This is a genomic window from Ralstonia sp. 25C (assembly GCF_051904805.1).
Classification (GTDB): domain Bacteria; phylum Pseudomonadota; class Gammaproteobacteria; order Burkholderiales; family Burkholderiaceae; genus Ralstonia.
Window position 1 is genome coordinate 3,852,918 of the sequence record NZ_CP196737.1, and the last position, 21,299, is coordinate 3,874,216.

At 64.0% G+C, this 21,299-nt stretch carries 16 protein-coding genes and 1 tRNA gene; 8 read left to right on the forward strand and 9 right to left on the reverse strand.

The genetic code is table 11. The features are described 5' to 3' along the window. Positions 1 to 90: 90 nt before the first annotated feature. The 3 genes from serB to mfd form a co-directional block, all read right to left on the reverse strand. Complete coding sequence (gene serB / locus ACS7SF_RS17965; protein ID WP_439890997.1) at positions 91 to 948, reverse strand: phosphoserine phosphatase SerB; 858 nt, start codon at positions 946 to 948, stop codon at positions 91 to 93. A 101-nt stretch (positions 949 to 1,049) separates the two neighbouring features. Beyond that, the gene (gene argE / locus ACS7SF_RS17970) at positions 1,050 to 2,234 is read right to left on the reverse strand and encodes an acetylornithine deacetylase (RefSeq protein ID WP_439890998.1); all 1,185 of its coding nucleotides are present in this window, start codon (positions 2,232 to 2,234) and stop codon (positions 1,050 to 1,052) included. Positions 2,235 to 2,271: 37 nt separating this feature from the next. Next, positions 2,272 to 5,703 (reverse strand): transcription-repair coupling factor, encoded by a 3,432-nt coding sequence (gene mfd, locus ACS7SF_RS17975; RefSeq protein WP_439890999.1) that lies wholly within the window; start codon positions 5,701 to 5,703, stop codon positions 2,272 to 2,274. Between the two features lie 157 nt (positions 5,704 to 5,860). Between mfd and ispD the strand changes: the two genes are divergently transcribed. Both ispD and ispF read left to right on the forward strand, forming a co-directional pair. Beyond that, entirely contained in the window at positions 5,861 to 6,601 is a 741-nt protein-coding gene (gene ispD / locus ACS7SF_RS17980) for a 2-C-methyl-D-erythritol 4-phosphate cytidylyltransferase (protein ID WP_439891000.1), read from the forward strand. Between the two features lie 16 nt (positions 6,602 to 6,617). Further along, on the forward strand, positions 6,618 to 7,124 hold the full coding sequence (gene ispF / locus ACS7SF_RS17985) for a 2-C-methyl-D-erythritol 2,4-cyclodiphosphate synthase (protein ID WP_439891001.1): 507 nt from the start codon (positions 6,618 to 6,620) through the stop codon (positions 7,122 to 7,124). 13 nt (positions 7,125 to 7,137) lie between these two features. Here ispF and ACS7SF_RS17990 read toward each other — a convergent pair whose 3' ends face one another. The 4 genes from ACS7SF_RS17990 to ompR all read right to left on the reverse strand — a co-directional run bounded on the left by ACS7SF_RS17990 (position 7,138) and on the right by ompR (position 10,679). After that, entirely contained in the window at positions 7,138 to 7,659 is a 522-nt protein-coding gene (locus tag ACS7SF_RS17990) for a carboxymuconolactone decarboxylase family protein (RefSeq protein WP_439891002.1), read from the reverse strand. A gap of 60 nt (positions 7,660 to 7,719) precedes the next feature. Continuing rightward, a complete protein-coding gene (locus tag ACS7SF_RS17995) occupies positions 7,720 to 8,268 on the reverse strand; it encodes a peroxiredoxin (RefSeq protein ID WP_439891003.1) in 549 nt (182 codons plus the stop codon). A gap of 288 nt (positions 8,269 to 8,556) precedes the next feature. Beyond that, the gene (locus ACS7SF_RS18000; RefSeq protein WP_439891004.1) at positions 8,557 to 9,918 is read right to left on the reverse strand and encodes an ATP-binding protein; all 1,362 of its coding nucleotides are present in this window, start codon (positions 9,916 to 9,918) and stop codon (positions 8,557 to 8,559) included. Between the two features lie 38 nt (positions 9,919 to 9,956). Continuing rightward, positions 9,957 to 10,679, reverse strand: a complete 723-nt coding sequence (gene ompR, locus ACS7SF_RS18005) for an osmolarity response regulator transcription factor OmpR (RefSeq protein ID WP_004627064.1) — start codon at positions 10,677 to 10,679, stop codon at positions 9,957 to 9,959. A 177-nt stretch (positions 10,680 to 10,856) separates the two neighbouring features. On the opposite strand from ompR, the gene ACS7SF_RS18010 reads away from it, so the two are divergent. The 3 genes from ACS7SF_RS18010 to ACS7SF_RS18020 all read left to right on the forward strand — a co-directional run bounded on the left by ACS7SF_RS18010 (position 10,857) and on the right by ACS7SF_RS18020 (position 14,198). Continuing rightward, positions 10,857 to 11,303 carry a hypothetical protein gene (locus ACS7SF_RS18010; RefSeq protein ID WP_439891005.1) on the forward strand — a complete coding sequence of 149 codons (447 nt, stop codon included), beginning with the start codon at positions 10,857 to 10,859 and terminating at the stop codon, positions 11,301 to 11,303. A 67-nt stretch (positions 11,304 to 11,370) separates the two neighbouring features. After that, positions 11,371 to 12,981, forward strand: a complete 1,611-nt coding sequence (locus tag ACS7SF_RS18015) for a DUF1800 domain-containing protein (protein WP_439891006.1) — start codon at positions 11,371 to 11,373, stop codon at positions 12,979 to 12,981. Between the two features lie 23 nt (positions 12,982 to 13,004). Continuing rightward, positions 13,005 to 14,198: a DUF1501 domain-containing protein gene (locus ACS7SF_RS18020; RefSeq protein WP_439891007.1), complete on the forward strand. Its 1,194-nt coding sequence runs from the start codon at positions 13,005 to 13,007 to the stop codon at positions 14,196 to 14,198. On the opposite strand, the gene hpnD is transcribed toward ACS7SF_RS18020, so the two are convergent. Next, positions 14,199 to 15,032 carry a presqualene diphosphate synthase HpnD gene (gene hpnD, locus ACS7SF_RS18025; protein ID WP_439891008.1) on the reverse strand — a complete coding sequence of 278 codons (834 nt, stop codon included), beginning with the start codon at positions 15,030 to 15,032 and terminating at the stop codon, positions 14,199 to 14,201. A 195-nt stretch (positions 15,033 to 15,227) separates the two neighbouring features. Here hpnD and ACS7SF_RS18030 point away from each other — a divergent pair, with 195 nt between their 5' ends. The 3 genes from ACS7SF_RS18030 to ACS7SF_RS18040 all read left to right on the forward strand — a co-directional run bounded on the left by ACS7SF_RS18030 (position 15,228) and on the right by ACS7SF_RS18040 (position 19,821). After that, a complete protein-coding gene (locus ACS7SF_RS18030) occupies positions 15,228 to 16,448 on the forward strand; it encodes an efflux RND transporter periplasmic adaptor subunit (protein ID WP_439892798.1) in 1,221 nt (406 codons plus the stop codon). A 42-nt stretch (positions 16,449 to 16,490) separates the two neighbouring features. Continuing rightward, positions 16,491 to 19,610: an efflux RND transporter permease subunit gene (locus ACS7SF_RS18035; RefSeq protein ID WP_439891009.1), complete on the forward strand. Its 3,120-nt coding sequence runs from the start codon at positions 16,491 to 16,493 to the stop codon at positions 19,608 to 19,610. 124 nt (positions 19,611 to 19,734) lie between these two features. Further along, positions 19,735 to 19,821 (forward strand) — tRNA-Leu (locus tag ACS7SF_RS18040). 35 nt (positions 19,822 to 19,856) lie between these two features. Here ACS7SF_RS18040 and ACS7SF_RS18045 read toward each other — a convergent pair. Continuing rightward, entirely contained in the window at positions 19,857 to 21,176 is a 1,320-nt protein-coding gene (locus ACS7SF_RS18045) for an MFS transporter (protein WP_439891010.1), read from the reverse strand. Between the last annotated feature and the right edge of the window lie 123 nt (positions 21,177 to 21,299).

Consider the following 21,299-nt stretch of genomic DNA (forward strand, 5'->3'; position numbering starts at 1 on the left):
CGCGGAAGGTCTCCACCGATGCGATCGAAGGCGAGCCTAGGGGCCGCCTTTCTTGCTGCTTCTGATGCTTGGCACCGTTGCGGGGGCTGGTTATGGTTGCGGGAAGAGGTTCAGCAACCCATCCAGGCCGACCACGTTGAATGCCACGTCCGCTTGCGCTTGCACGATCGGCTTGGCGCGGAACGCCACCGACAGGCCGGCCACACCCATCATCTTCAGATCGTTCGAGCCGTCGCCCATGGCGATGGCGTTATCCGGCGATACGCCAAGCTCTTTGCAGAACGCCTTGAGCGTCTGGGCTTTCACATCGGCGTTGACGATCTCGCCGAGCACGCGGCCGGTCAACTTGCCGTCGACAATCTCCAGCGAGTTCGCGCGCGTACGGTCAAGACCCAGGCGCTCCTGCAGGCGCGAGGTGAAGAATTCGAAACCGCCCGATACCAGCAGCGTGCGGACGCCCATCGCCTGCACGGCCTTGAGCATCTTTTCGGCACCCAGCGACAGCTGCAGGCGTTCGGCGTAGACGCGCTCCAGCACGCTCGCATCCAAGCCCTTCAGCAGTTCCACTCGGCGCGTCAGGCTCTCGTTGAAATCCTTGATCTCGCCGCGCATCGAGGCTTCGGTGATGGCCGCCACCTGCGGCTTGAGCCCGCAGAAATCCGCAATCTCGTCGATGCACTCGATGGTGATGAGCGTGGAGTCCATGTCCATCGCCAGCACGCGGAAATCACCGAACGTCCATTCGTCGGGAATCCATGCGTAGTCCAGCTTCAGGTTGGCGCAGATGGCGTCGAGCTGGACGCGCAATTCGCTGGGCAGCTCGTGTACCCATTCGATGGCGGCGACGTTGGGTGCGCGCATCTCGTACGTGGCGCTGCCGAACAGGCTGCGGACGGATTCGATGTCGCCAGTGGACAGCGGCGACAGGCTTTGCAGGACGACAGGCATGAGCGAGAGAGGGAAAAAGACGCCGGGGGAAGCCCGCTATTGTAGCGAACGCCCCAGCCGGAATGCGCCCCACCAAAAGGTGAAGGGTTGTTGTGTAAGCGCTAGGCGGACGCGGTTTCGACCATCAGGCTGCGAGCCACCTTGGCGAGGAAGCGGTCGCAGGCCTCGAGCTGGGCAAGTTCGACGAATTCGTTGGCCTTGTGCGCCTGCTCGATGTTACCTGGGCCGCACAGCACGGCCGGAATGCCGGCACGCTGGAACAGGCCTGCTTCGGTGCCGTAGGCGACCTTGCGCTTGTCGTTGTCTTCGGTCAGCACGCGCACGAGTTGCGTGATGGCGGCTTGTTCGGATGCATCGAGCGACGGCGCGGCGGCGATCTCGTCGAGTTCGATACGGGCGTCCGGGTGCTCGCGCTGCATGGCGGGCTCGATGGTCTCGCGCACGTAGCGCTCAACTCGCGCGCGGATGGCTGGCGCATCTACGCCGGGCAGGTTGCGGAACTCGAACACCAGTTCGCACAGGGCGGGGATCGTGTTCAGCGCAATACCACCGTTGATCAGGCCAGTCGATGCCGTGGTGAACGGCACATCAAACGCGTCATCAATCGGGCCCTTGGCACGGAATTCATCGGCCAGATCGCGCACGAAGCAGATGATGCGCGCGGCGTACTCAATGGCGTTGACGCCTTGCGGCGTGAGCGACGAATGTGCGGCGCGGCCGTGCACGCGGCAGCGGTACGCGTTGATGCCCTTGTGCGCGACGATGGGGCGCATCGAGGTGGGCTCGCCGACGATGCAGCCGGAGGGCTTGATGCCGCGTGCGATCAGGTCATCAATCATGCGCGGTGCGCCCACGCAGCCGACTTCTTCGTCGTAGGACAGCGCGAGGTGCACCGGCTCACGCAGCTTGGCTTGCAGCAGCGATGGCACCAGCGCCAGCGACGAGGCGATGAACCCCTTCATGTCGCACGTGCCACGGCCGTAGAGCTTGCCGTCGCGCACCTCGGGCGTGAACGGATCGCTGTCCCACTTCTGGCCATCCACGGGCACCACATCGGTATGGCCGGACAGCACGATGCCGCCCTGTACGCTGCCGTCCGCCGCTGGAATGGTGGCAAACAGGTTGGCCTTGTTGCGATCGTCGTTGTGCGAAAGATGCGATTCGATGCCGATGCCGCGCAGGTAATCGCGCACGGTTTCGATCAGCGCCAAGTTGGAGCCGCGGCTGGTAGTGTCGAAACTGACCAGTTTGCGGGTCCAATCAAGGGTGGTGAGAGCGGTGCTCATGGGGTGTCCTTATTCTGGATCGGTCGATGCTAGCGCGTTAGCTCAACTGCCGCATGGCATGGCGAATCGTCTGTGCCAGCGCGGCCGTTTCGGCAGGAATGTTTTCGATACGCAGACGGTCTTGCCCGGCCAGCTTGATCTGCCGATTCTTCTGCACGAGATCGATGATCTTGATGGCATCCACAGGCGGGTTGGGCACGAAATGCAGCGTGACGGCTTCCGCGCCCCTGTCGATCTTGCGGATGCCCAGCGGCACGGCCGCAATGCGCAGACGGTGCGTCTCGATGAGCGACTGCGCCTGCGGCGGCAGCTTGCCGAAACGATCGATCAGCTCTTCCTGAATGTTGTCGATGGTCTCGCCGCTCTCGCAGTTGGCCAGACGTTTGTACAGCGACAGGCGCTCCTGCACGTCGCCGCAATAGTCCTGCGGCAGCAGGGCAGGCGTGCCGAGGTTGATCTCGGTGGTGGCTGCCAGCGGCGCCATCAGGTCGGGCTCCTTGCCGGCCTTGAGCGACTTCACCGCCTGGTTGAGCATGTCGGTGTAGAGCTGGAAGCCGATCTCGGAAATCTCGCCCGATTGCTTGTCGCCCAGCACCTCGCCGGCGCCGCGGATCTCCAGATCGTGCATCGCCAGGTAGAAGCCCGAACCCAGTTCTTCCATCTGCTGAATGGCTTCCAGCCGGCGCTGCGCCTGCTTGGTCAAACCGTCCAGATCGTGCGCCAGCAGGTACGCATACGCCTGGTGGTGCGAGCGTCCGACGCGGCCGCGCAACTGGTGCAACTGCGCCAGGCCGAATTTGTCGGCGCGGTGGATCAGGATCGTGTTGGCGGTCGGTACGTCGATGCCGGTTTCGATGATGGTCGTGCACAGCAGGATGTTGGCGCGCTGGGCCACGAAATCGCGCATCACGCGTTCCAGCTCGCGCTCGTGCATCTGGCCGTGCGCGACCACCACGCGTGCTTCCGGAATCAACTCTTCCAGTTTGGCGCGCTTGTTCTCGATGGTCTCGACTTCGTTGTGCAGGAAGTAGACCTGCCCGCCGCGCTTCAACTCACGCAGGATGGCCTCGCGCAGCACGCCGTCTTCTTCGCGGCGCAGGAAGGTCTTGATGGCCAGGCGCTTCTGCGGCGCGGTGGCAATCACCGAGAAATCGCGCAGGCCTTCCAGCGCCATGCCCAGCGTACGCGGGATCGGCGTGGCCGTGAGGGTGAGCACGTCGACCTCGGCGCGCAGCGTCTTGAGCGCTTCCTTCTGGCGCACACCAAAGCGGTGTTCCTCGTCGATGATGACGAGCCCCAGCCGGTCGAACTTCACGTCCGGCGAGAGCAGCTTGTGCGTGCCGATCACGATGTCGATGGTGCCGGCGTTGATGGCCTGGATGGCGCCGTCGATCTCCTTTTTGTTCTTGAAGCGCGAGATTTCCGCAATGCGCACCGGCCAATCCGCAAAGCGATCGACCAGCGTCTGGTAGTGCTGCTCAGCCAGCAGCGTGGTCGGCGCGAGGATGGCGACCTGCTTGCCGCCCATCACGGCTACGAAGGCCGCACGCAGGGCGACTTCCGTCTTGCCGAAGCCGACGTCGCCGCAGACAAGACGGTCCATCGGCTTGCCCGAGGTCATGTCGGCGATGACGGCGGCAATGGCGGCGGCCTGATCGGGCGTTTCTTCAAAGCCGAAGCTCTCGGCAAATTTGACGTAGTCCTCCGGCGTGAGCGGGAAGGCGAAGCCCTGACGCAGCGCGCGGCGGGCGTACAGGTTCAGCAGTTCAGCCGCCGTATCGCGAATCTGCTGGGCGGCCTTGCGCTTGGCCTTTTCCCACTGGCCGGAGCCGAGCGAATGCAGCGGCGCGGTTTCCGGATCGGCGCCCGAGTAGCGCGAGATCACGTGCAACTGGTGCACCGGCACGTAGAGCTTGCTGCCCTTGTCGTAGTCGAGGTGGAGAAATTCTTCCTCGCCGTTGCCCGTGTCGACGGACACCAGCCCCTGATAGCGCCCGATGCCATGCTCGCTGTGCACCACCGGGTCGCCGATCTTCAGTTCGGCCAGATCGCGCACCATCGCATCGACGGCCGTGGCTTGTTCCTGCTTGCGGCGACCGGCGCGGCGCGTGCTCTGCGCGTACAACTCGGTCTCGGTGATGATGGCGATGCGTTCGTCACCGAGAATGAAGCCTTGGTACAGCGGTGCGACGCCGAGCACGAACTTGGCGTCGCCGGCCAGCAGGTCGGCGAAATCGGCCACGCCTTCCGGGTGCAGGCCGCTGGCGGCAAGCATCTGCGCCAGCGTTTCGCGGCGACCGGCGGATTCTGCGCAGATCATTACGCGGCAATCGCCGCGCATCAGGAACGATTCGAGATTGACCAGTGGGTCTTCCGCGCGGCGGTTGACCGCAACGTTCGGCAGCGGAAGCGAGAGCGGCGCGTCACCGGGCTCCACGCGCAGCACAAGGCGCGCATGCGGCTTGGCGGCCACGAAGAATGCCTCTTCATCCAGATACAGCGCGGCGGGCTCCAGCAGCGGCCGTTCGCGGTCGTGGCGCATGAAGTTGTAGCGCTGCGTGGTGTCAGCCCAGAAGCGGCGCACCGCGCCTTCGATGTCGCCGACGAAGGCCAGGTGCGTGGCGCCCGGCAGATAGTCGAACAGCGTGGCGGTCTCTTCGAAAAAGAGCGGCAGGTAGTACTCGATGCCGGCCGAGGGCACGCCGTTGCCGATGTCCTTGTAGATGGGCGAGCGTGTGGGGTCGCCTTCAAACACCTCGCGCCAGCGGCCGCGGAAGGCGGTGCGCGAGGCCTCGTCCATCGGGAATTCGCGGCCCGGCAGCAGGCGCACTTCGTTCACGGGGTAGAGGCTACGCTGCGTGTCGGGGTCGAACGAGCGGATGGTCTCGATCTCGTCGCCAAACAGGTCCAGCCGGTACGGCAGCGGCGAGCCCATCGGGAAGAGGTCGATCAGGCCGCCGCGCACGGAGTATTCGCCGGGGCGCATGACGGCGCTCACGTGCTCGTAGCCGGCCAGCGTGAACTGCGCCTTGAGCGCGGCCTCATCCAGCTTCTCGCCCTTCTTGAAGAAGAACGTGTAGGCCGCCAGGAACGACGGCGGCGCGATGCGCTGCAATGCCGTCGATGCCGGCACGAGCAGGATGTCGCAGGCACCGTTCTGCAGATCGTGCAGCGTGGCCAGCCGTTCGGAGATCAGATCCTGGTGCGGCGAGAAATTGTCGTACGGCAGCGTTTCCCAGTCCGGCAGCAGCTTCACGCGCGCCTGCGGGGCAAACCAGCGCAGCTCTTCGGCCAGGCGCTGGGCGTCGACGGCATTGGCGCAGATCACGGCCAGCATGGGCACCTTGGCGCGATGCTGCTCCAGGTAGCGCGCGAGCAGCAAGGCATCTGCCGCGCCCTGGAGGCCGCTGAAGACGAAGCGCGCGCCTGGTTTGACGGCGGGCAGGGCAGAGAGCGAAAAGTCGGACATGGGACGTCGGGATCGGGGACAAAGCACGACACCCCGCCGGCATTTGCAGGCGGGGTGTCGTGGCACTGGCGGCTATTATAAAATCCGCGCGAATCCTGCGCTGGCGACGGACCAAAACCCTAGCAAACGCTGCTCCTACGCCGACTTTCCAGCCTTTATGCCCGCCTCCCTTCCTCGCCGACGTCGTTTTGCGCTGATTCCCTCGGCCGGTACCGGCTCGCGCGCCGGCGGTGATCTGCCGAAGCAATATCAGGCAGTCGCCGGGCGACCGATGCTTTGGCATACGGCACAAGCCTTTCTGACCAGTCCCGAAGTCGATACGGTGCTCATCGTCACCACGCCCGGCGCCCAGCCGCTCACGCAGCGCTTTCCCGATGGCGGTTTCGACGCGCCCAAGCTGGTGGAGGTGGACTGCGGCGGCGATTCACGCCACGCATCGGTCACGCATGGGTTGGCGGCCTTGCGCGGCCTCGGCGCGCATGACGACGACTGGGTGCTCGTACATGACGCCGCACGCCCCGGCCTGACGCCCGCGCTGATCGCGCGCCTTATCGCCGCAGTGGAAGAAGAGGGGGCGCAGGCAGTCGGCGGCATTCTGGCGTTGCCGGTGGCCGATACGCTCAAGCGCGCCGACGCCGGGCAGCACGTCAACGCCACCGTGCCGCGCGACGGCCTGTGGCAAGCACAAACGCCGCAGATGTTCCCGCTAGGCCTATTGGAACGCGCCTTGCGGGATGCGCTTGTTCAGCAACGCATCGTCACCGATGAAGCCAGCGCCATCGAGGGCGCTGGCCACAAGCCGCTGCTCGTGCCGGGCGCGCTGCGCAACTTCAAGGTGACATACCCCGACGATTTCGCGCTCGCCGAGGCTATCCTCGCGCGGGCACGCCACGACTAAGAGAGGCATCGCAAGCATGAACTGGATGGACATTCGCATCGGGCAAGGCTATGACGTGCACGCGCTGGTGGAAGGCCGCAAGCTGATCCTCGGCGGCGTAGACATTCCGCACACGCGCGGCTTGCTCGGCCATTCCGACGCCGACGCGCTGCTGCATGCGATTACCGATGCGCTATTCGGCGCGGCCGGCCTGGGCGATATCGGCCGGCATTTTCCCGATACCGATCCCGCCTTCGCGGGTGCTGACAGCCGCGTGTTGCTGCGCGAAGCCGTACGCCGCGTGCACAAGGCGGGCTATGCGGTGGGCAACGTCGATGCCACCGTCATTGCGCAGAAGCCCAAGCTTGCGCCGCACGTGCCGGGTATGGTCGCCAATCTGGCGGAAGACCTCGGTATCGCGCCGGAACGGTGCAACGTCAAAGCCAAGACCAACGAAAAGCTCGGCTTCGAAGGCAAGGAAGAGGGCATCGTTGCGCAGGCTGTGGTGCTGATCTATCGCGCCGACGCTGCCGACCAGGACTGAGCGTGCTCCACGACTATTCAGCCGCAATCACCTGCGCAGCGGCGTTGATCACGGCCGCGATGCGCCCCACGTCACGCAGTTGCTGCGCGCTCATGCCTTGGTGGTTCTTCAGCAAGTCGTAGTGCGACTTGATGCAGAAATGGCACTTCCCGATGATGGACGCCGCCAGGGCATACATCTCGAAGCGACGCTTATCGACACCGCCGTTGCTTGCATAGGCGTTCATCCGGAGTTCCGCCTTCTGCTGCGAGAGGTCCGTGTCGTCCGCCATCTCGACGAACGGATACCAGACGTTATTCATGCCCATCAGCGCGGCCGCCGTGAGCGCGCCGTTCGTCTCTTCTGGCGACAGCACACCGGCATTGCGGATCGCATCGACGAGCACCTTGCTCTTGGCAGCAAACGCCGCGGCCAGTGCAACCCCAACGGCATCGTTACCTTCCAGCGAGGACCGCGCGATCGTGCCGTCGAGGTTCAGGCGGATGTCCTTGGCATAGTCAGGGATAAGCCCTTTGATCGTCTGCAGAAATTCCATGCGCGCCTCCCGTTGAGACGACAAAGCCCGCATGTGCGGGCTTGCCAGGTGCCGTTCCGATTACAGCGTGGCGCCGCCGACGGCGCGGTTGCAGGGGCATAGTTCATCCGTCTGCAGGCCATCGAGAATCCGTAGCACCTCGTCCGGGTTGCGGCCGACGTTCAGGTTGTTGACCGATACGTGCTGGATCACGTTGTCCGGATCGACGATGAAGGTCGCGCGCAACGCAACACCGGCCTCATGCTCGCGCACACCCAGCTGGTCGATCAGCGCGCCGGTCGTGTCGGCAAACGACCACTGGTTGAGCTTGTTCAGATCTTTGTGCTCGCGGCGCCATGCGAGCTTGACGAATTCGTTGTCGGTCGAACCGCCCAGCACGATGGTGTCGCGGTCGGCGAAATCGTTGTTCAGCTTGGCGAAGGCAACGATCTCGGTCGGGCACACGAAGGTGAAGTCCTTCGGATAGAAGAAGATGACCTTCCACCTGCCTGGGAACGAGGTTTCCGTGATGTCTTCGAACGCCGACTCGCCGTTTTCCTCATGGTTGTTGAATCCCGGCTTTACGCCAACAACCTTGAACGGTTCGAGCTTGTCACCAATGGTCTTCATGAGCTTCTCCTGGAGTGGTCTGGCAACGGGCTGGGGGCACCCAAATGGCCCCCAGTGGGGCTTGCAAACACACGCTCCCCGGCCGTCCGGTGGGGGGAAGAAAGGCGGTCGGAGAGACGAAGGAACGAAGGACGCGCGGGCACACAGCCTGCGGCTGCAGTATTGGCGATGAATCCGTAACCGGCTAATTGATAATCTCAACGCCAGCCATAGCGCAGCCCGCCGCACGAGCTTAGCGACGGCGCATGACAGCGGTGGGAAGCAGGGGATGTGCCTGCGGGCAGCGGATCAGCCGCGCGTGTAACAGGCGCTGACGAGCAGGCCGGTTTCGGGCGGCGTGCGGTTCTCCAGCACAAGCCGGCCGCCGCTGCGCTGCAAGATGCGATTGACGATCGACATGCCGAGCCCCGCGCCTTTGGCCTCGCTGCGCGCAGACTCCAGCCGATAGAACGGCCGCGTCAGCAAGGCAAGCTGATCCGTCGGCACCCCCGCGCCACGATCCGCCACGCACAACACAACTTCGTTGCCTTGCAGGAACGTGCTGACGGTGATGTCCGCGCGGTTTGTGCCGGGGATTTTGCCGTAGCGGCGGGCGTTTTCGATCAGGTTGTCGAGAATGCGCTGCGTTTCCATGCGGTTGCAGCGGGCAACGGCTTCGGGCGCGAGCTTGAGCGTGAGGTCGATATCGTCATGCGCGGAGTAGACGGGCGCCGTGTCGCGCACGAGTTCGGTCAGGTCCACGTCTTCGAGCATTTCGCCGCTGGGGCGCGCGTAGTCGAGGAACTGGCCGATGATCGCGTCCATCTGCTCAATGTCGGCCACCATCAACTCGCGCGTTTGCTCGTCGACGGGGCTCATCTCGGTTTCCAGGCGCAGGCGCGTGAGCGGCGTGCGCAGGTCGTGCGAGATACCGGCCAGCATGACCGCGCGATCGGCCTCGAGCTGTTTAAGGTCGCGCACCATCTGGTTGAAGCTGTGATTCGCCTGCGCCACTTCCGTGCCGCCGCCCTCGGGCAGCGCTTTCGGATCGTCCCCCGCGCTGATGGCGCGTGCCGTATCCGCCAGACGTTTGAGCGGCTGGTTCACACGTGACGTAATGAACGCCGCGCCCAGCACCGACAGCACCAGCGCCGCCATCGACCACCACAGCCATTGCAGCCCGGGCACATGCTCGAAACGGTCCGGGCTGATGGCCACCCAGTAATCGTCGCCCTCGATCTGGAAGCTCACCCACACGCCGGGGATGTCATTGACGGCCGTCGCGATCACCGCATCGGCGCCGAGCCGGTTGCGGATTTCCTGCTGCACGAGTTGCGTCAGATACGGGTTGGTGTGCGGCTCACGGTATTCGTCTTCCTTCTCGCGAGGGTAGACCTTGATGCCCTCGTTCTGCACCAAGTCGAGCAGCAGGAAGCGCCGCCGCGCGGGGTCGGAGTAAAGCAGCGCCGCCCGCGTGAGCTTGACCACGCTGACCACCTGCATGGCGATCTGCTGCGCGCGGGGTTCGCGCTCAAAAATGCGGAAGCTCTGGAACCAGACGCCCAGCGAGATCGCGATGAGCAATGCGATCAGCATGAAGGTTCGCCAGAACAGCGAACCGAACACACTGATCAATAGACGCCGCAACGCGGCCGGACGCGGGATGCGCAAGTCGGATGCGGAAAAGAAGAGGTTGCTAGAACGCCGGCTTACTTGGCGCCGTCAGGAATGAACACGTAGCCCAGGCCCCACACCGTCTGGATGAAGCGCGGGTTGCTGGCGTCCGGCTCAATCAGCTTGCGCAGGCGCGAGATCTGCACGTCGAGGCTGCGATCGAAGACTTCGTATTCACGGCCGCGCGCCATTTCCATGAGCTTTTCGCGCGACAGGGGTTGGCGCGGATGGCGCGCAAACACCTTGAGCACCGAGAATTCGCCCGTTGTGAGCGTGATCTCTTCGTCGTTCTTTTTGAGCGTGCGCGTGGCCAAATTCAGCACGAAATCGCCAAAGGCGAAGGTTTCGGGCGTCTCCGACGGCGCACCGGGAATCTCAGCCGGGCCGCGGCGGCGCAGCACGGCGTGGATGCGGGCGATCAACTCGCGCGGGTTGAAGGGCTTGGGCAGATAGTCGTCGGCGCCCATTTCCAGGCCCACAATGCGATCCACGTCTTCGCCTTTGGCGGTGAGCATGATGATCGGCGTCTGATCGTTCGCGCCGCGCAGGCGGCGGCAGATCGACAGGCCGTCTTCGCCGGGCATCATCAGGTCGAGCACGAGCAGGTCGAAGCGCTCGCGCAGCCAGAGTTTGTTCATGGCCGTGGCGTTTTCCGCCACCAGCACGGTGAAGCCCTGTTCCCCGAGGTAGCGGCGCAGCAAGTCACGCAGGCGGGGGTCGTCGTCGACGACGAGAATCTTTTGACCGGAATTTTCCATGGCGCTAATGGTAACGACAAAAACATGCGCCCGAGGCGCTGTAAAAGCCCAATTGAAACAGACGGTTACATTATTTACCGAGCCACGCGAACAGTCTGTAGGACGCACAGCTACACTGCCCTGGCAGTTCCTCGCAACGGTTTTGGGGTCTGCCGACCCCGAGGGGACTGGCGTGCAATGTGGTTGCTTGTTATCGATTGTCGCGCAATGATGCATGGCGCATCGGTTTCCAGCAACATGGACGTGGCTTCTCAACTCCCTTTTTTGAATCGCTCAGTGATGTTTCGGCAGCGCCTCTCGCTGCTCACCTGTGTACTTGCCCTCTGCGCGGCCGGCTCGTCGGCGCACGCACGTGGCGACCGCGGTGGCTTTGGCGGATTCGGTGGCTTTTTCGGCGGCGGGCATGCAATGCAGGCCGGGGGCCAGGAAAAAAAGGGCGGGCAGGGTCCAGGGCGTGGTCATGGCGGCGAAGAACGCAGCCGTCGTGCCGCTGCGATGGAAAACCGCCGTGGTGAGAACGCCGACCGCCCATCCCCGCAGCGCAAGCTGTCTCCCGAGGAACGCAAGCAATTGCGGCAGAACATCTATGACGTCACGCGGGATATCTACCACCGTGGCGGCTAGGTAGGGGCCGAGGAACGGCGCGCAGTCGCTGTCCCGGCAAGGCAGTAGGGTCGATCGGGGGACCGACATGCGAATCCGTAGCACTACCATTTTCTTGGCGCTGACTGCTGTCGGCGTACTCTCTCTGCAGCCCGCATACGCGGCAACGCAGGACAAGCCGCACCACCACACCACGCACGCCAGGGCACCCGCCGCAGAAGAGCAGCGCCTGGACCGCGACGACGCGCGCTACTTCCTCACCCGCATCGGCTTTGCGCCTTCCGAGAGCGAACTCGACGCCTATGCCGGACTCACCCACCGCGAGGCGATCGACCGCGTGCTGGCCCAGACCGGCACCGTGGCTACCCAGGCGCCGCCAGCGTGGGTAAACGAACCGATCATCCCCTACAACAAGCTGCCTGACGAAGACGCCCGCAAGGCCGCACGCCAGCAGAACGGGGCGCACGAGCTGGAACTGCGCGCGTGGTGGATGGGCGAGATGATCAAGACGCCGTCGCCGCTGACCGAGCGCATGACGCTGTTCTGGCACAACCACTTCGTTTCCAGCTCGCAGAAGGTGCCGTTCGCGCAGTTGATGTACCGGCAGAACGTGCTGCTGCGCCAAAACGCGGTGGGCAACTTCGGCACGATGCTGCACGCCATCGGCAAAGACCCGGCGATGCTGATCTACCTCGATGGCGCCGAAAGCCGCAAGGGCAAGCCCAACGAGAATTTCGCGCGTGAGGTGATGGAGCTCTTCACGCTGGGCGAGGGCCACTACACCGAGCAGGACATCAAGGAAGCCGCCCGCGCGTACACGGGCTGGAGCATCGATCGCGAGCACGATTTCGCTTACATCTGGCGCCCGCAGATCCACGACACCGGCACGAAGACGGTGTTCGGCCAGAGCGGCGATTACGATGGCGACCAGATGCTCGACATTCTGCTGTCGCGCCCGGAGACGGCCACCTTTATCGTCACCAAGCTTTGGCATGAATTTGTTTCACCCGACGCGGATCCGGCGCAGGTCCAGCACGTGGCCGATACGTTCCGCGCGAGCGGCTACGACATCAAGGTGGCGCTGCGCGAGTTGTTCATGACGCAGGCCTTCTGGGCGCCGCAATCGCATGCAACGCTGGTGAAATCGCCGGTGGAAATGATTGTCGGCACGCTCAAGCAGTTCAACGTGCAGTACACCGACCCCACGCCATTTGCGATCAAATCTGCGCAGTTGGGGCAGAACCTGCTGGCGCCGCCCAATGTGAAGGGCTGGCCCGGCGGCGATGCGTGGATCAACTCGACCACGCTGCTCGGGCGCAAGCAGTTTCTCGACCAGTTGTTCCGGTCGACCGAGATGAAGGCGCCTCCGCAAGCGCAGAAGCCTGGCGTGATGGTCGCCGCCATGCGCCAGGAGTTGAAAGAGGGCGGCAACGTTCAGGGCCTGGGCCAGGCGCTCAAGGGCATGGGGCAGGAAGGGCGCTTCAAGCTGGCGCAGTCGCAGACGATGGTGTCGTTCAACTCGACTAAGTGGCTGGCGCAGTTTGGCGCGGATGGGGATGACCCGCCGCAGCTTGGGCCGCGTATTTCGATTCAGCGTGCGGTGCTGCCGATCGAGCCGACCGCGCCGATCCCCGTCAAGCTGGCCGGTACGGCGTACCTGCGCACGCTGATGATGGACCCGGCCTATCAGTTGAAGTAACGCCATCTCTGCAGGAGCACATCATGGAACGTCGCGATTTTCTCAAGGCTGGCGCCATGCTCGGCATGGGTGGTGCTGTACCGGGAGTCGTCTTTGCGCAAGGGCAGCGGGATCAAGGCGGGCGCAAGGGCTACGGCAACCTGCTCATCCTCATCGAACTCAAGGGCGGCAACGACGGGCTGAACACCGTCGTGCCGTACACCAGCGCGCAGTACTACGCGCTGCGCCCGCGCATTGCCATCAAGCGTGAGCAGGTGCTGCAACTGGATGACCGCTACGGTCTGCATCCGTCATTGCAGGCGATGATGCCGCTGTGGCAGGCGGGCGAATTGTCGGTGGTGCAGGGGCTGTCGTATCCGCAGCCGAATCTCTCGCACTTCCGCTCGATCGAGATCTGGGATACGGCATCGCGCTCCGATCAGTATTTGCGCGAAGGTTGGCTGACGCGCGCGTTTGCCGCCAAGCCGGTTCCCCCATCGTTTGGCGCGGATGGCGTGATCATCGGCACCGCCGATCTGGGCCCGCTTGAGGGCGGCTCACGCGCCGTGGCGCTGGCGAATCCGGATGCCTTCCTCAACGACGCCAAGCTGGCGATGCCGTCGCACGCGATGGGCAACGCCACACTCGCGCACGTGCTGAAGGTGGAGGCGGATATCGTCAAAGCTGCCGACGGGCTGCGTCCGAAAGCCGGCAAGTTCGCGTTTCAGACACACTTTCCTGACGGCGGCTTCGGTAACTCGATCAAGGCAGCGATGCAGGTCGTGGCGGCGCCGGGACATGGCGGGGCGGATGTCGCCGTGGTGTGCCTGTCGTTGGGCAGCTTCGATACCCATACGAATCAACAAGGCACGCAGGCGAACTTGCTGCGCCAGTTGGGCGACGGCATTGCCTCGCTCAAGAGCGCGCTGACGGAACTGGGCCGCTGGAACGATACGCTGATCGTCACGTACTCAGAATTCGGCCGCCGCCCGCGCGAAAACCTGAACAACGGTACGGACCACGGCACTGCGGCCGCGCATTTCGTCGCAGGTGGTCGCGTGAAGGGCGGCCTGGCGGGGCAAGGGCCGGTGCTGGAGCGGCTGGACGGCGGCGGCAATCTCGATCCGTCCGTCGATTTCCGCTCGCTTTACGCAACGGTGCTGGAGCGCTGGTGGGGGATGGATTCGCAGTCCGTGCTCGCCGGCCGGTTTGCGCCGCTCGACCTCATCAAGGCCTGATCAGCCGCGGATGTGGGTCTTCCAGGCCAGCCATAGCTTTCGCAGCGGCGTCAGGTCCGTGCGCTGCGTGAGCACCTGGAAGCCGTCCGCCTCCACCTCATCGAGCAGGCGCATGGCCAGCACGCCGCGGATCAGCGCTGAGCGCTGGGCGCGGCGGTCTTCGGCCGGCAGCGCGGCGAGCGCTTCTTTGTACGTTGCGCGGGCGCGCTCGGCCTGAAACGCCATCAGCGGCTTGAAACCTTCTGCGTATCGGCGGTTGAACAGATCGGCCGCCGGTACGTTGAAGCGCTGCAGTTCGTCCACGGGGATGTAGACGCGGTTGTGGCGCACGTCTTCGTGGAGATTGCGGATGAAGTGGACGAGCTGTTCGGCCAGCGCCAGCAGCCGTGCGAACTCCAGCGTGCGCGCATGCGTGTGCCCGGCAATGCGCGCGGTCAGGCGGCCCGCGACGCCGGCGACCTGGTCGCCGTGTCGGCGCAGGTTGGGCCAATCCAGATACCGGTTCTGCATGGCATCGGCCTCGACGCCGGCCAGCAGTTCGCCCAGGTGCACGGCGCCGATGTCGTACGTGGCCAGATGCGGCTGCAGTGCCTTGGCCGCTGGGTGCTCGGGGCGGCCTTCAAACAGCCGCGCCAGTTCTTGCCGCCACCATTGCAACTTCGATTGCACGACGCTTGGGTCGCTCGCATCACGGACGGCATCTTCCAACTCACGGCGCACGGCTTCCAGCGCGATGGTCGCGCGGCGGCGCTCGGGCGCGAGAAACAATACGCTGTAGTACACGTCGCTGCCGGGCGGGGCGGCCTTGTCGGCGCAGTAGTCGTCGGGGGTCACGGAAGGGGCCGTTTTGATGAGGTTTCGTGCAGGGCGGCCATTCTACAGCGCGTTGCAGCGCAGCATACTGCGGACCCTTGCTGGAGTGTCCGCTAAGAAAAGTCAATCAGACACAGCCGTGTCGTTGACCCTGCGCATGGGCGTGGGTATATTACTGACCGGTCAGTTATTTACTGAGAGCGTGTCATGCCTGCCGTGCCTGCGATGAGTTTGCCGTACCCGCATTCCGATTCCATTGGTCCTACCGACACGCAGTCTTTGTCGCGCAGGCGCTCGTTATCTGTTGCCGTATCGGCAGCTTTGTTGACCGGCGTGGCGCTGCTGGCCGGTTGCAGCAAGGAGGCGCCCAAAGCCCCCGACGTGCGCCCCGTGCGCACCCTGACCGTTGCCAGCGAGCAAGGCGCGGGCACGGCTGAATTTTCCGGCGATGTGCGCCCGCGCATTGAATCGCGCCTGGGCTTTCGTGTGCCGGGCAAGATCGTCGCCCGGCTGGTGGATGTGGGCGCCACGGTCAAGAAGGGCCAAACGTTGGCTCGTCTCGACCCGACCGATCTAGCGCTCGCACAGCAGTCCGCCCAGGCCCAGCTATCTGCCGCCAAGACCGACCGTGATCTGGCTGCGGCCGACCTCAAACGCTATTCAGAACTGTTCGCCAAGGGCTTCATCAGCGCGGCCGAGCAGCAACGCCATCAAGCCAATTTCGACGGCGCCCAGGCGCGCTACGACCAGGCAGCGGCGGGTTATCGCAACCAGTCCAACCAAGCCGGCTACGCCACACTCGAAGCCGACGCCGATGGCGTAGTGACGGGCGTGGATGCAGAAGTCGGGCAGGTGGTTTCCGCCGGCCAACCGGTCGTGCGCGTGGCGCAGACGGCGGAGAAGGAAGTCGTTGTCGGCATTCCCGAAGACCAGGTCGATACGCTGCGCAAGTCGCCCGAGGTGAGCGTCAAGCTGTGGGCGGACCAGTCGCGCAGCATTCCGGCCAAGGTGCGTGAGATCGCTCCTGCGGCGGACCCGCTGACGCGTACGTATACAGTCAAGATTTCGATCCCCAACCCGCCGCCTGACCTGAAGCTGGGCATGACAGCCGTGGCAACGTTTGTACGGCCAGCAGTTGGCACATCTGGCGGTGGCGACAGCGGTGGCATGGGCGTACGCGTGCCGATCACTGCGCTGCTGCAGGAGCAGGGCAAGAACGTGGTGTGGCTGTACGACGCGGCATCGCAAACGGTGAAACCTGTGCCAGTGACGGTGGGCGCCCCGCGCGACAACGTGTTGCTGGTCACGAGCGGGCTGCAACCCGGCCAGACCATCGTGACGGCCGGCGTGCACCTGCTCAAGGCCGGCCAAAAAGTCATGCCGATGGCGCCGGCCGATCAGCCGTCAGCGCAGTCCGCCATTACGCCGCGCCGCTAATCCGCGGCAAGCCTCCGCTCCAACACGCCAACCTTCGCGCGCATGGAACACTCCCGTTTCAACCTGTCACGCTGGGCGCTCGAACATCAGCCGCTCACGCGTTTTCTGCTAGTGGCGCTGTTGCTCGGCGGCATCTTTGCGTATTCCAAACTCGGGCAGGACGAAGATCCGCCGTTCACCTTCCGCGCGATGGTGGTGCAGGCCTTCTGGCCCGGCGCCACGGCCGAGCAGATGTCGCGCCAGGTGACCGACAAGATCGAAAAGGCGCTGCAGGAAGTGCCGTACGCCTGGAAGATCCGCAGCTATTCCAAGCCCGGCGAAACGCTCGTCACCTTCCAGTTGGCCGACACGTCCCCCGCCAAGGATGTGCAGCAATCCTGGTACACGGTGCGCAAGAAGGTGGGCGACATCGCGCCCACGCTGCCGCAGGGCGTGCGCGGACCGTATTTCAATGACGATTTCGGCGACGTGTATGGCTCCATCTACGCGCTGTCGGCCGATGGCTTTACCTACCGCCAGCTCAACGATTACGCCGATTCGATCCGCCAGCAGCTGCTGCGCGTGCCGAACGTCGCCAAAGTCGAACTGCTGGGCGATCAGGACGAGAAGATCTACATCGAGTTCCAGCAAGCCAAGCTGTCGCAGATGGGGCTCGACATCAACAGCATCGCCACGCAGATCGGCCAGCAGAACAACATCGGCCCGAGCGGCGTGCTGGTGACGCCTTCCGATAACGTGCAGATCCGCCTGTCGGGCCAGTTCTCGGACATCCGCGATCTGGAAAACCTCACGCTGCGCGGCCCCGGCGGCACAACCAACATCCGCCTCGGCGACATCGCCACCGTCAAGCACGGCTACATCGACCCGCCGCACGCCAAGATGCGCTTCAACGGCAAGGAAGTCATTGGCCTGGGCATCTCGATGACCAAGGGCGGCGACATCATTACGCTGGGCAAGGACTTGCGCGCCACAGTCGAGAAGATCCGCGCCAAGCTGCCGGTGGGGATCGAGATGGAGCAGGTGCAGAACCAGCCGAAATCGGTGCAGAGCTCAGTGGGCGAATTCGTGCACGTGCTGATCGAGGCTGTGGTGATCGTGCTGGCGGTGAGCTTCCTCTCACTGGGGTTGCACACCAAGCCGAAGCTGCGCATTGATGTGTGGCCGGGTCTGGTGGTGGGCCTGACGATCCCGTTGGTGCTGGCGGTGACGTTCCTGTTCATGAACATCTTCGACATCGGCCTGCACAAGATATCGCTGGGCGCGCTGATCATCGCGCTGGGCCTGCTGGTGGACGACGCGATCATTGCGGTCGAGATGATGGTGCGCAAGCTGGAAGAGGGCTTCTCCAAGATGGAGGCGGCCACCTTTGCGTATAGCTCCACCGCCATGCCGATGCTGACCGGTACGCTCATTACCGCCACGGGCTTTCTGCCGGTGGGGCTGGCGCGTTCGACCGTGGGCGAATACACCTTCGGCATCTTTGCCGTGACGGCGCTGGCGCTGGTGTTGTCGTGGTTTGCGGCGGTGGTGTTTGTGCCGTACCTCGGCTTCCTGCTGTTGCGCACCAAGTCGCACGTGGGCGATGGCGGCCATCATGAGTTGTTTGATACGCCGTTCTACACGCGCTTTCGTGGCTGGGTGAACTGGTGCGTGGAATATCGCAAGACGGTGATCGCCATCACGCTGGTGGCGTTCGGGCTGGGCGTGTTCGGCTTCAAGTATGTGGAGAAGCAGTTCTTCCCGGATTCCAGTCGCCCCGAGTTGATGGTGGAACTCTGGCTGCCTGAAGGCAGCAGCTTCAACCAGACGGAAGCCGAGGCCAAGCGCTTTGAAGCCCTGATGCGTAAGGAGGAGAACGTCGACAGCGTGACGCTGTTTATCGGCTCCGGTGCGCCGCGCTTCTACTTGCCGCTGGACCAGATTCTTCCGCAAACCAATGTGGCGCAAGCCATCGTGATGCCGACTTCGCTGGAGACGCGCGAGGGCGTGCGGCAACGCCTGATCGGGCTGCTCAAGTCGCAATTCCCGCATCTGCGTGGCCGCGTGAAGCTGCTGCCGAACGGGCCCCCGGTGCCGTATCCGGTGCAGTTCCGCGTAATGGGCCCGGACATTGGCGGCGTGCGCAAGATCGCCGACCAGGTCAAGGCGATCATGGTCGCCAACCCGAACACCGTGGGCGTGAACGACAACTGGAACGAGAACGTCAAGGTGCTGCGCTTGGATATCGACCAGGACAAGGCGCGCGCGCTGGGTGTGTCGACCGGGTCGATCTCGCAGGTCACACAGACGGTCCTGTCCGGCGCGCCGATCGCCCAATACCGTGATGGCGACAAGCTGCTCGACATCGTCATGCGTCCGCAGGAAGACGAGCGCAACACGCTCGACGCCTTGCAACGCGTGCAGGTGCCGACGGCTAGCGGCCGCACGGTGCCGCTCACACAGGTGGCGCGTGTGGGCTTCACGTGGGAGCCGGGCGTGATCTGGCGCGAGAACCGCGATTACGGTATCACCGTGCAGTCCGATGTGGTTGACGGCGTGCAGGGCCCGACGGTAACGGCGCAGATCAACCCGCTGCTCGACAAGATCCGCGCGGACTTGCCGCCGGACTACCAGATCAAGATTGCCGGGGCAGAAGAAGAGAGCGCCAATGCGGGGGCATCGATTGCCGCGCAGATGCCGCTATGCATCTTCATCATCTTCCTGCTGCTGATGCTTCAGTTGCACAGCTTCTCGCGCTCGGTCATGGTGTTCCTGACTGGCCCGCTGGGGTTGATCGGTGCAGCTGCGACGCTGTTGCTGCTGCGTGCGCCGATGGGCTTCGTGGCGCAGCTCGGCATCACTGCGCTCATCGGCATGATCATCCGCAACTCGGTCATTCTGGTGGATCAGATCGAGCAGGATGTGGCGGCGGGTGTGCCCACCTGGACGGCCATTGTCGAGGCAGCGGTGCGGCGTTTCCGCCCCATCATCTTGACGGCGGCAGCGGCGGTGCTGGCAATGATTCCGCTGTCGCGCAGCGTGTTCTGGGGGCCGATGGCTGCCGCCATCATGGGTGGGCTGATCATCGCCACGGTGCTGACCTTGCTGTTCTTGCCTGCGCTGTATGCGGCGTGGTTCCGGGTCAAGCGGCCCGAATCGGAGGCGACTGCACCGACGGTCTAAACGTCACTCCGTAACCGCCCGGCAGCTTCTGCGGCGGCAGGGATGGTAACCCCCGGGCGACTGCGATATAATCGCGGGCTTCCTTTCCGGCGCCCCTTGTTCTAGGGACGCCGCGATCCATCCAGCGAGGGTGGCGAAATTGGTAGACGCACCAGGTTTAGGTCCTGACGCCAGCAATGGTGTAGGGGTTCGAGTCCCCTCCCTCGCACCACTTACCTCGTTCTGAGGTTTCTCCAGCAAGCGCCGTTACGCATCCGGCGTTCCCAGCGCTTTGTTGATCCGCAACGCCACCAGCGTCGCCACGACCCCGGACAGCAGATACAAGCTCACCGCCGCCAGCCCGAACAGCGACGACAGGCCCAGCGCAACCAGCGGCGCGAACGCCGCGCCAAAAAGCCAGCCGAAGTCGGTCGTGAGGGCCGCACCGGTATAGCGGAATCGGCTCTCGAAGTTCGACGTCACCACACCGGCGGCCTGTCCGTAGGACAGCCCCAGCAGGCCAAAGCCGATCAGGATGAAGATGTCCTGCCCAGCCGCACCGCCATCTAGCAGCCACGGCGCAGCGAGGCTGAAGATGCCGATGAGCACCGCCATGGCCGCCAACGTGGTGCGGCGGCCGATGCGGTCGGCGATCAAGCCCGAGACCAGCGTGCCGATGAATGCGATGACCGCACCGACGATCTGGACCACGAGCACATTCGACACGTCCTGTGTCTTGTGCAGCGACACCCACGACAGCGGAAACACCGTCACCAGGTGAAACAGCGCGTAGCTGGCCAACGACGCGAACGCACCCAGGAAGATGTTGAAGCCCTGCGCATTGACCATCTGCAGCGTGCTGATCGGTTCCAGCTCGCCTTCTTCGAGCAACTGCGTGTATTCGTACGTCACCACCAGGCGCAGGCGCGCAAACAGCGCCACGACGTTGATGGCAAAGGCGACATAGAACGGATAACGCCAACCCCAGTCGATGAATTCCTCCGGCGTCAGGCTGGCATGCAGGAACAGGAACAGGCCGCCCGCAACGAGGAAGCCCGTGGGGGCGCCCAGTTGCCCCACCATGGCATACCACCCGCGTTTGTTCTCGGGCGCGTTTAGTGCTAACAGCGATGGCAGGCCATCCCACGAGCCGCCAAACGCAATGCCTTGCATGACACGGAATAGCGCCAGCAGGTAGATCGCTGCGCTGCCGATCGATGCGTACGATGGCAAGAACGCAATGCCCACCGTGGCCGTGCCCAGCAGAAACAGTGACGCAGTCAGCTTGGTGCCGCGGCCCCAACGTCGCTGGATGCGCATGAAGAGCGCGGTTCCGAATGGGCGGCCGATAAAGGCGAAGGAAAAGATCGCGAAGCTGTAAAGCAGCCCGGCCAGTTCGCTGGCAAACGGAAAGTAAACCGTTGGGAAGACCAGCACCGAGGCGATGCCGTAGACGAAGAAATCGAAGTACTCCGACGCTCGCCCGATCACCACGCCGGTGGCGATTTCGGCAGGCGCCACTTCGTGGTGTCCTGGTGCCGGAGGAGCCGTCGGCGATGCGCGGTGTTGGTGGGTCAGACTGGCCATCGTAGAGTCTCCATCGGAGCCGGGAAGGATGTCGTACGGTACTTAAAGTTCTGCAATCACCAGAATAGCCGCCTAAACTGCAACGGCAAATCGAAAGATCGTTGGGGATCACCCCAATGCGCG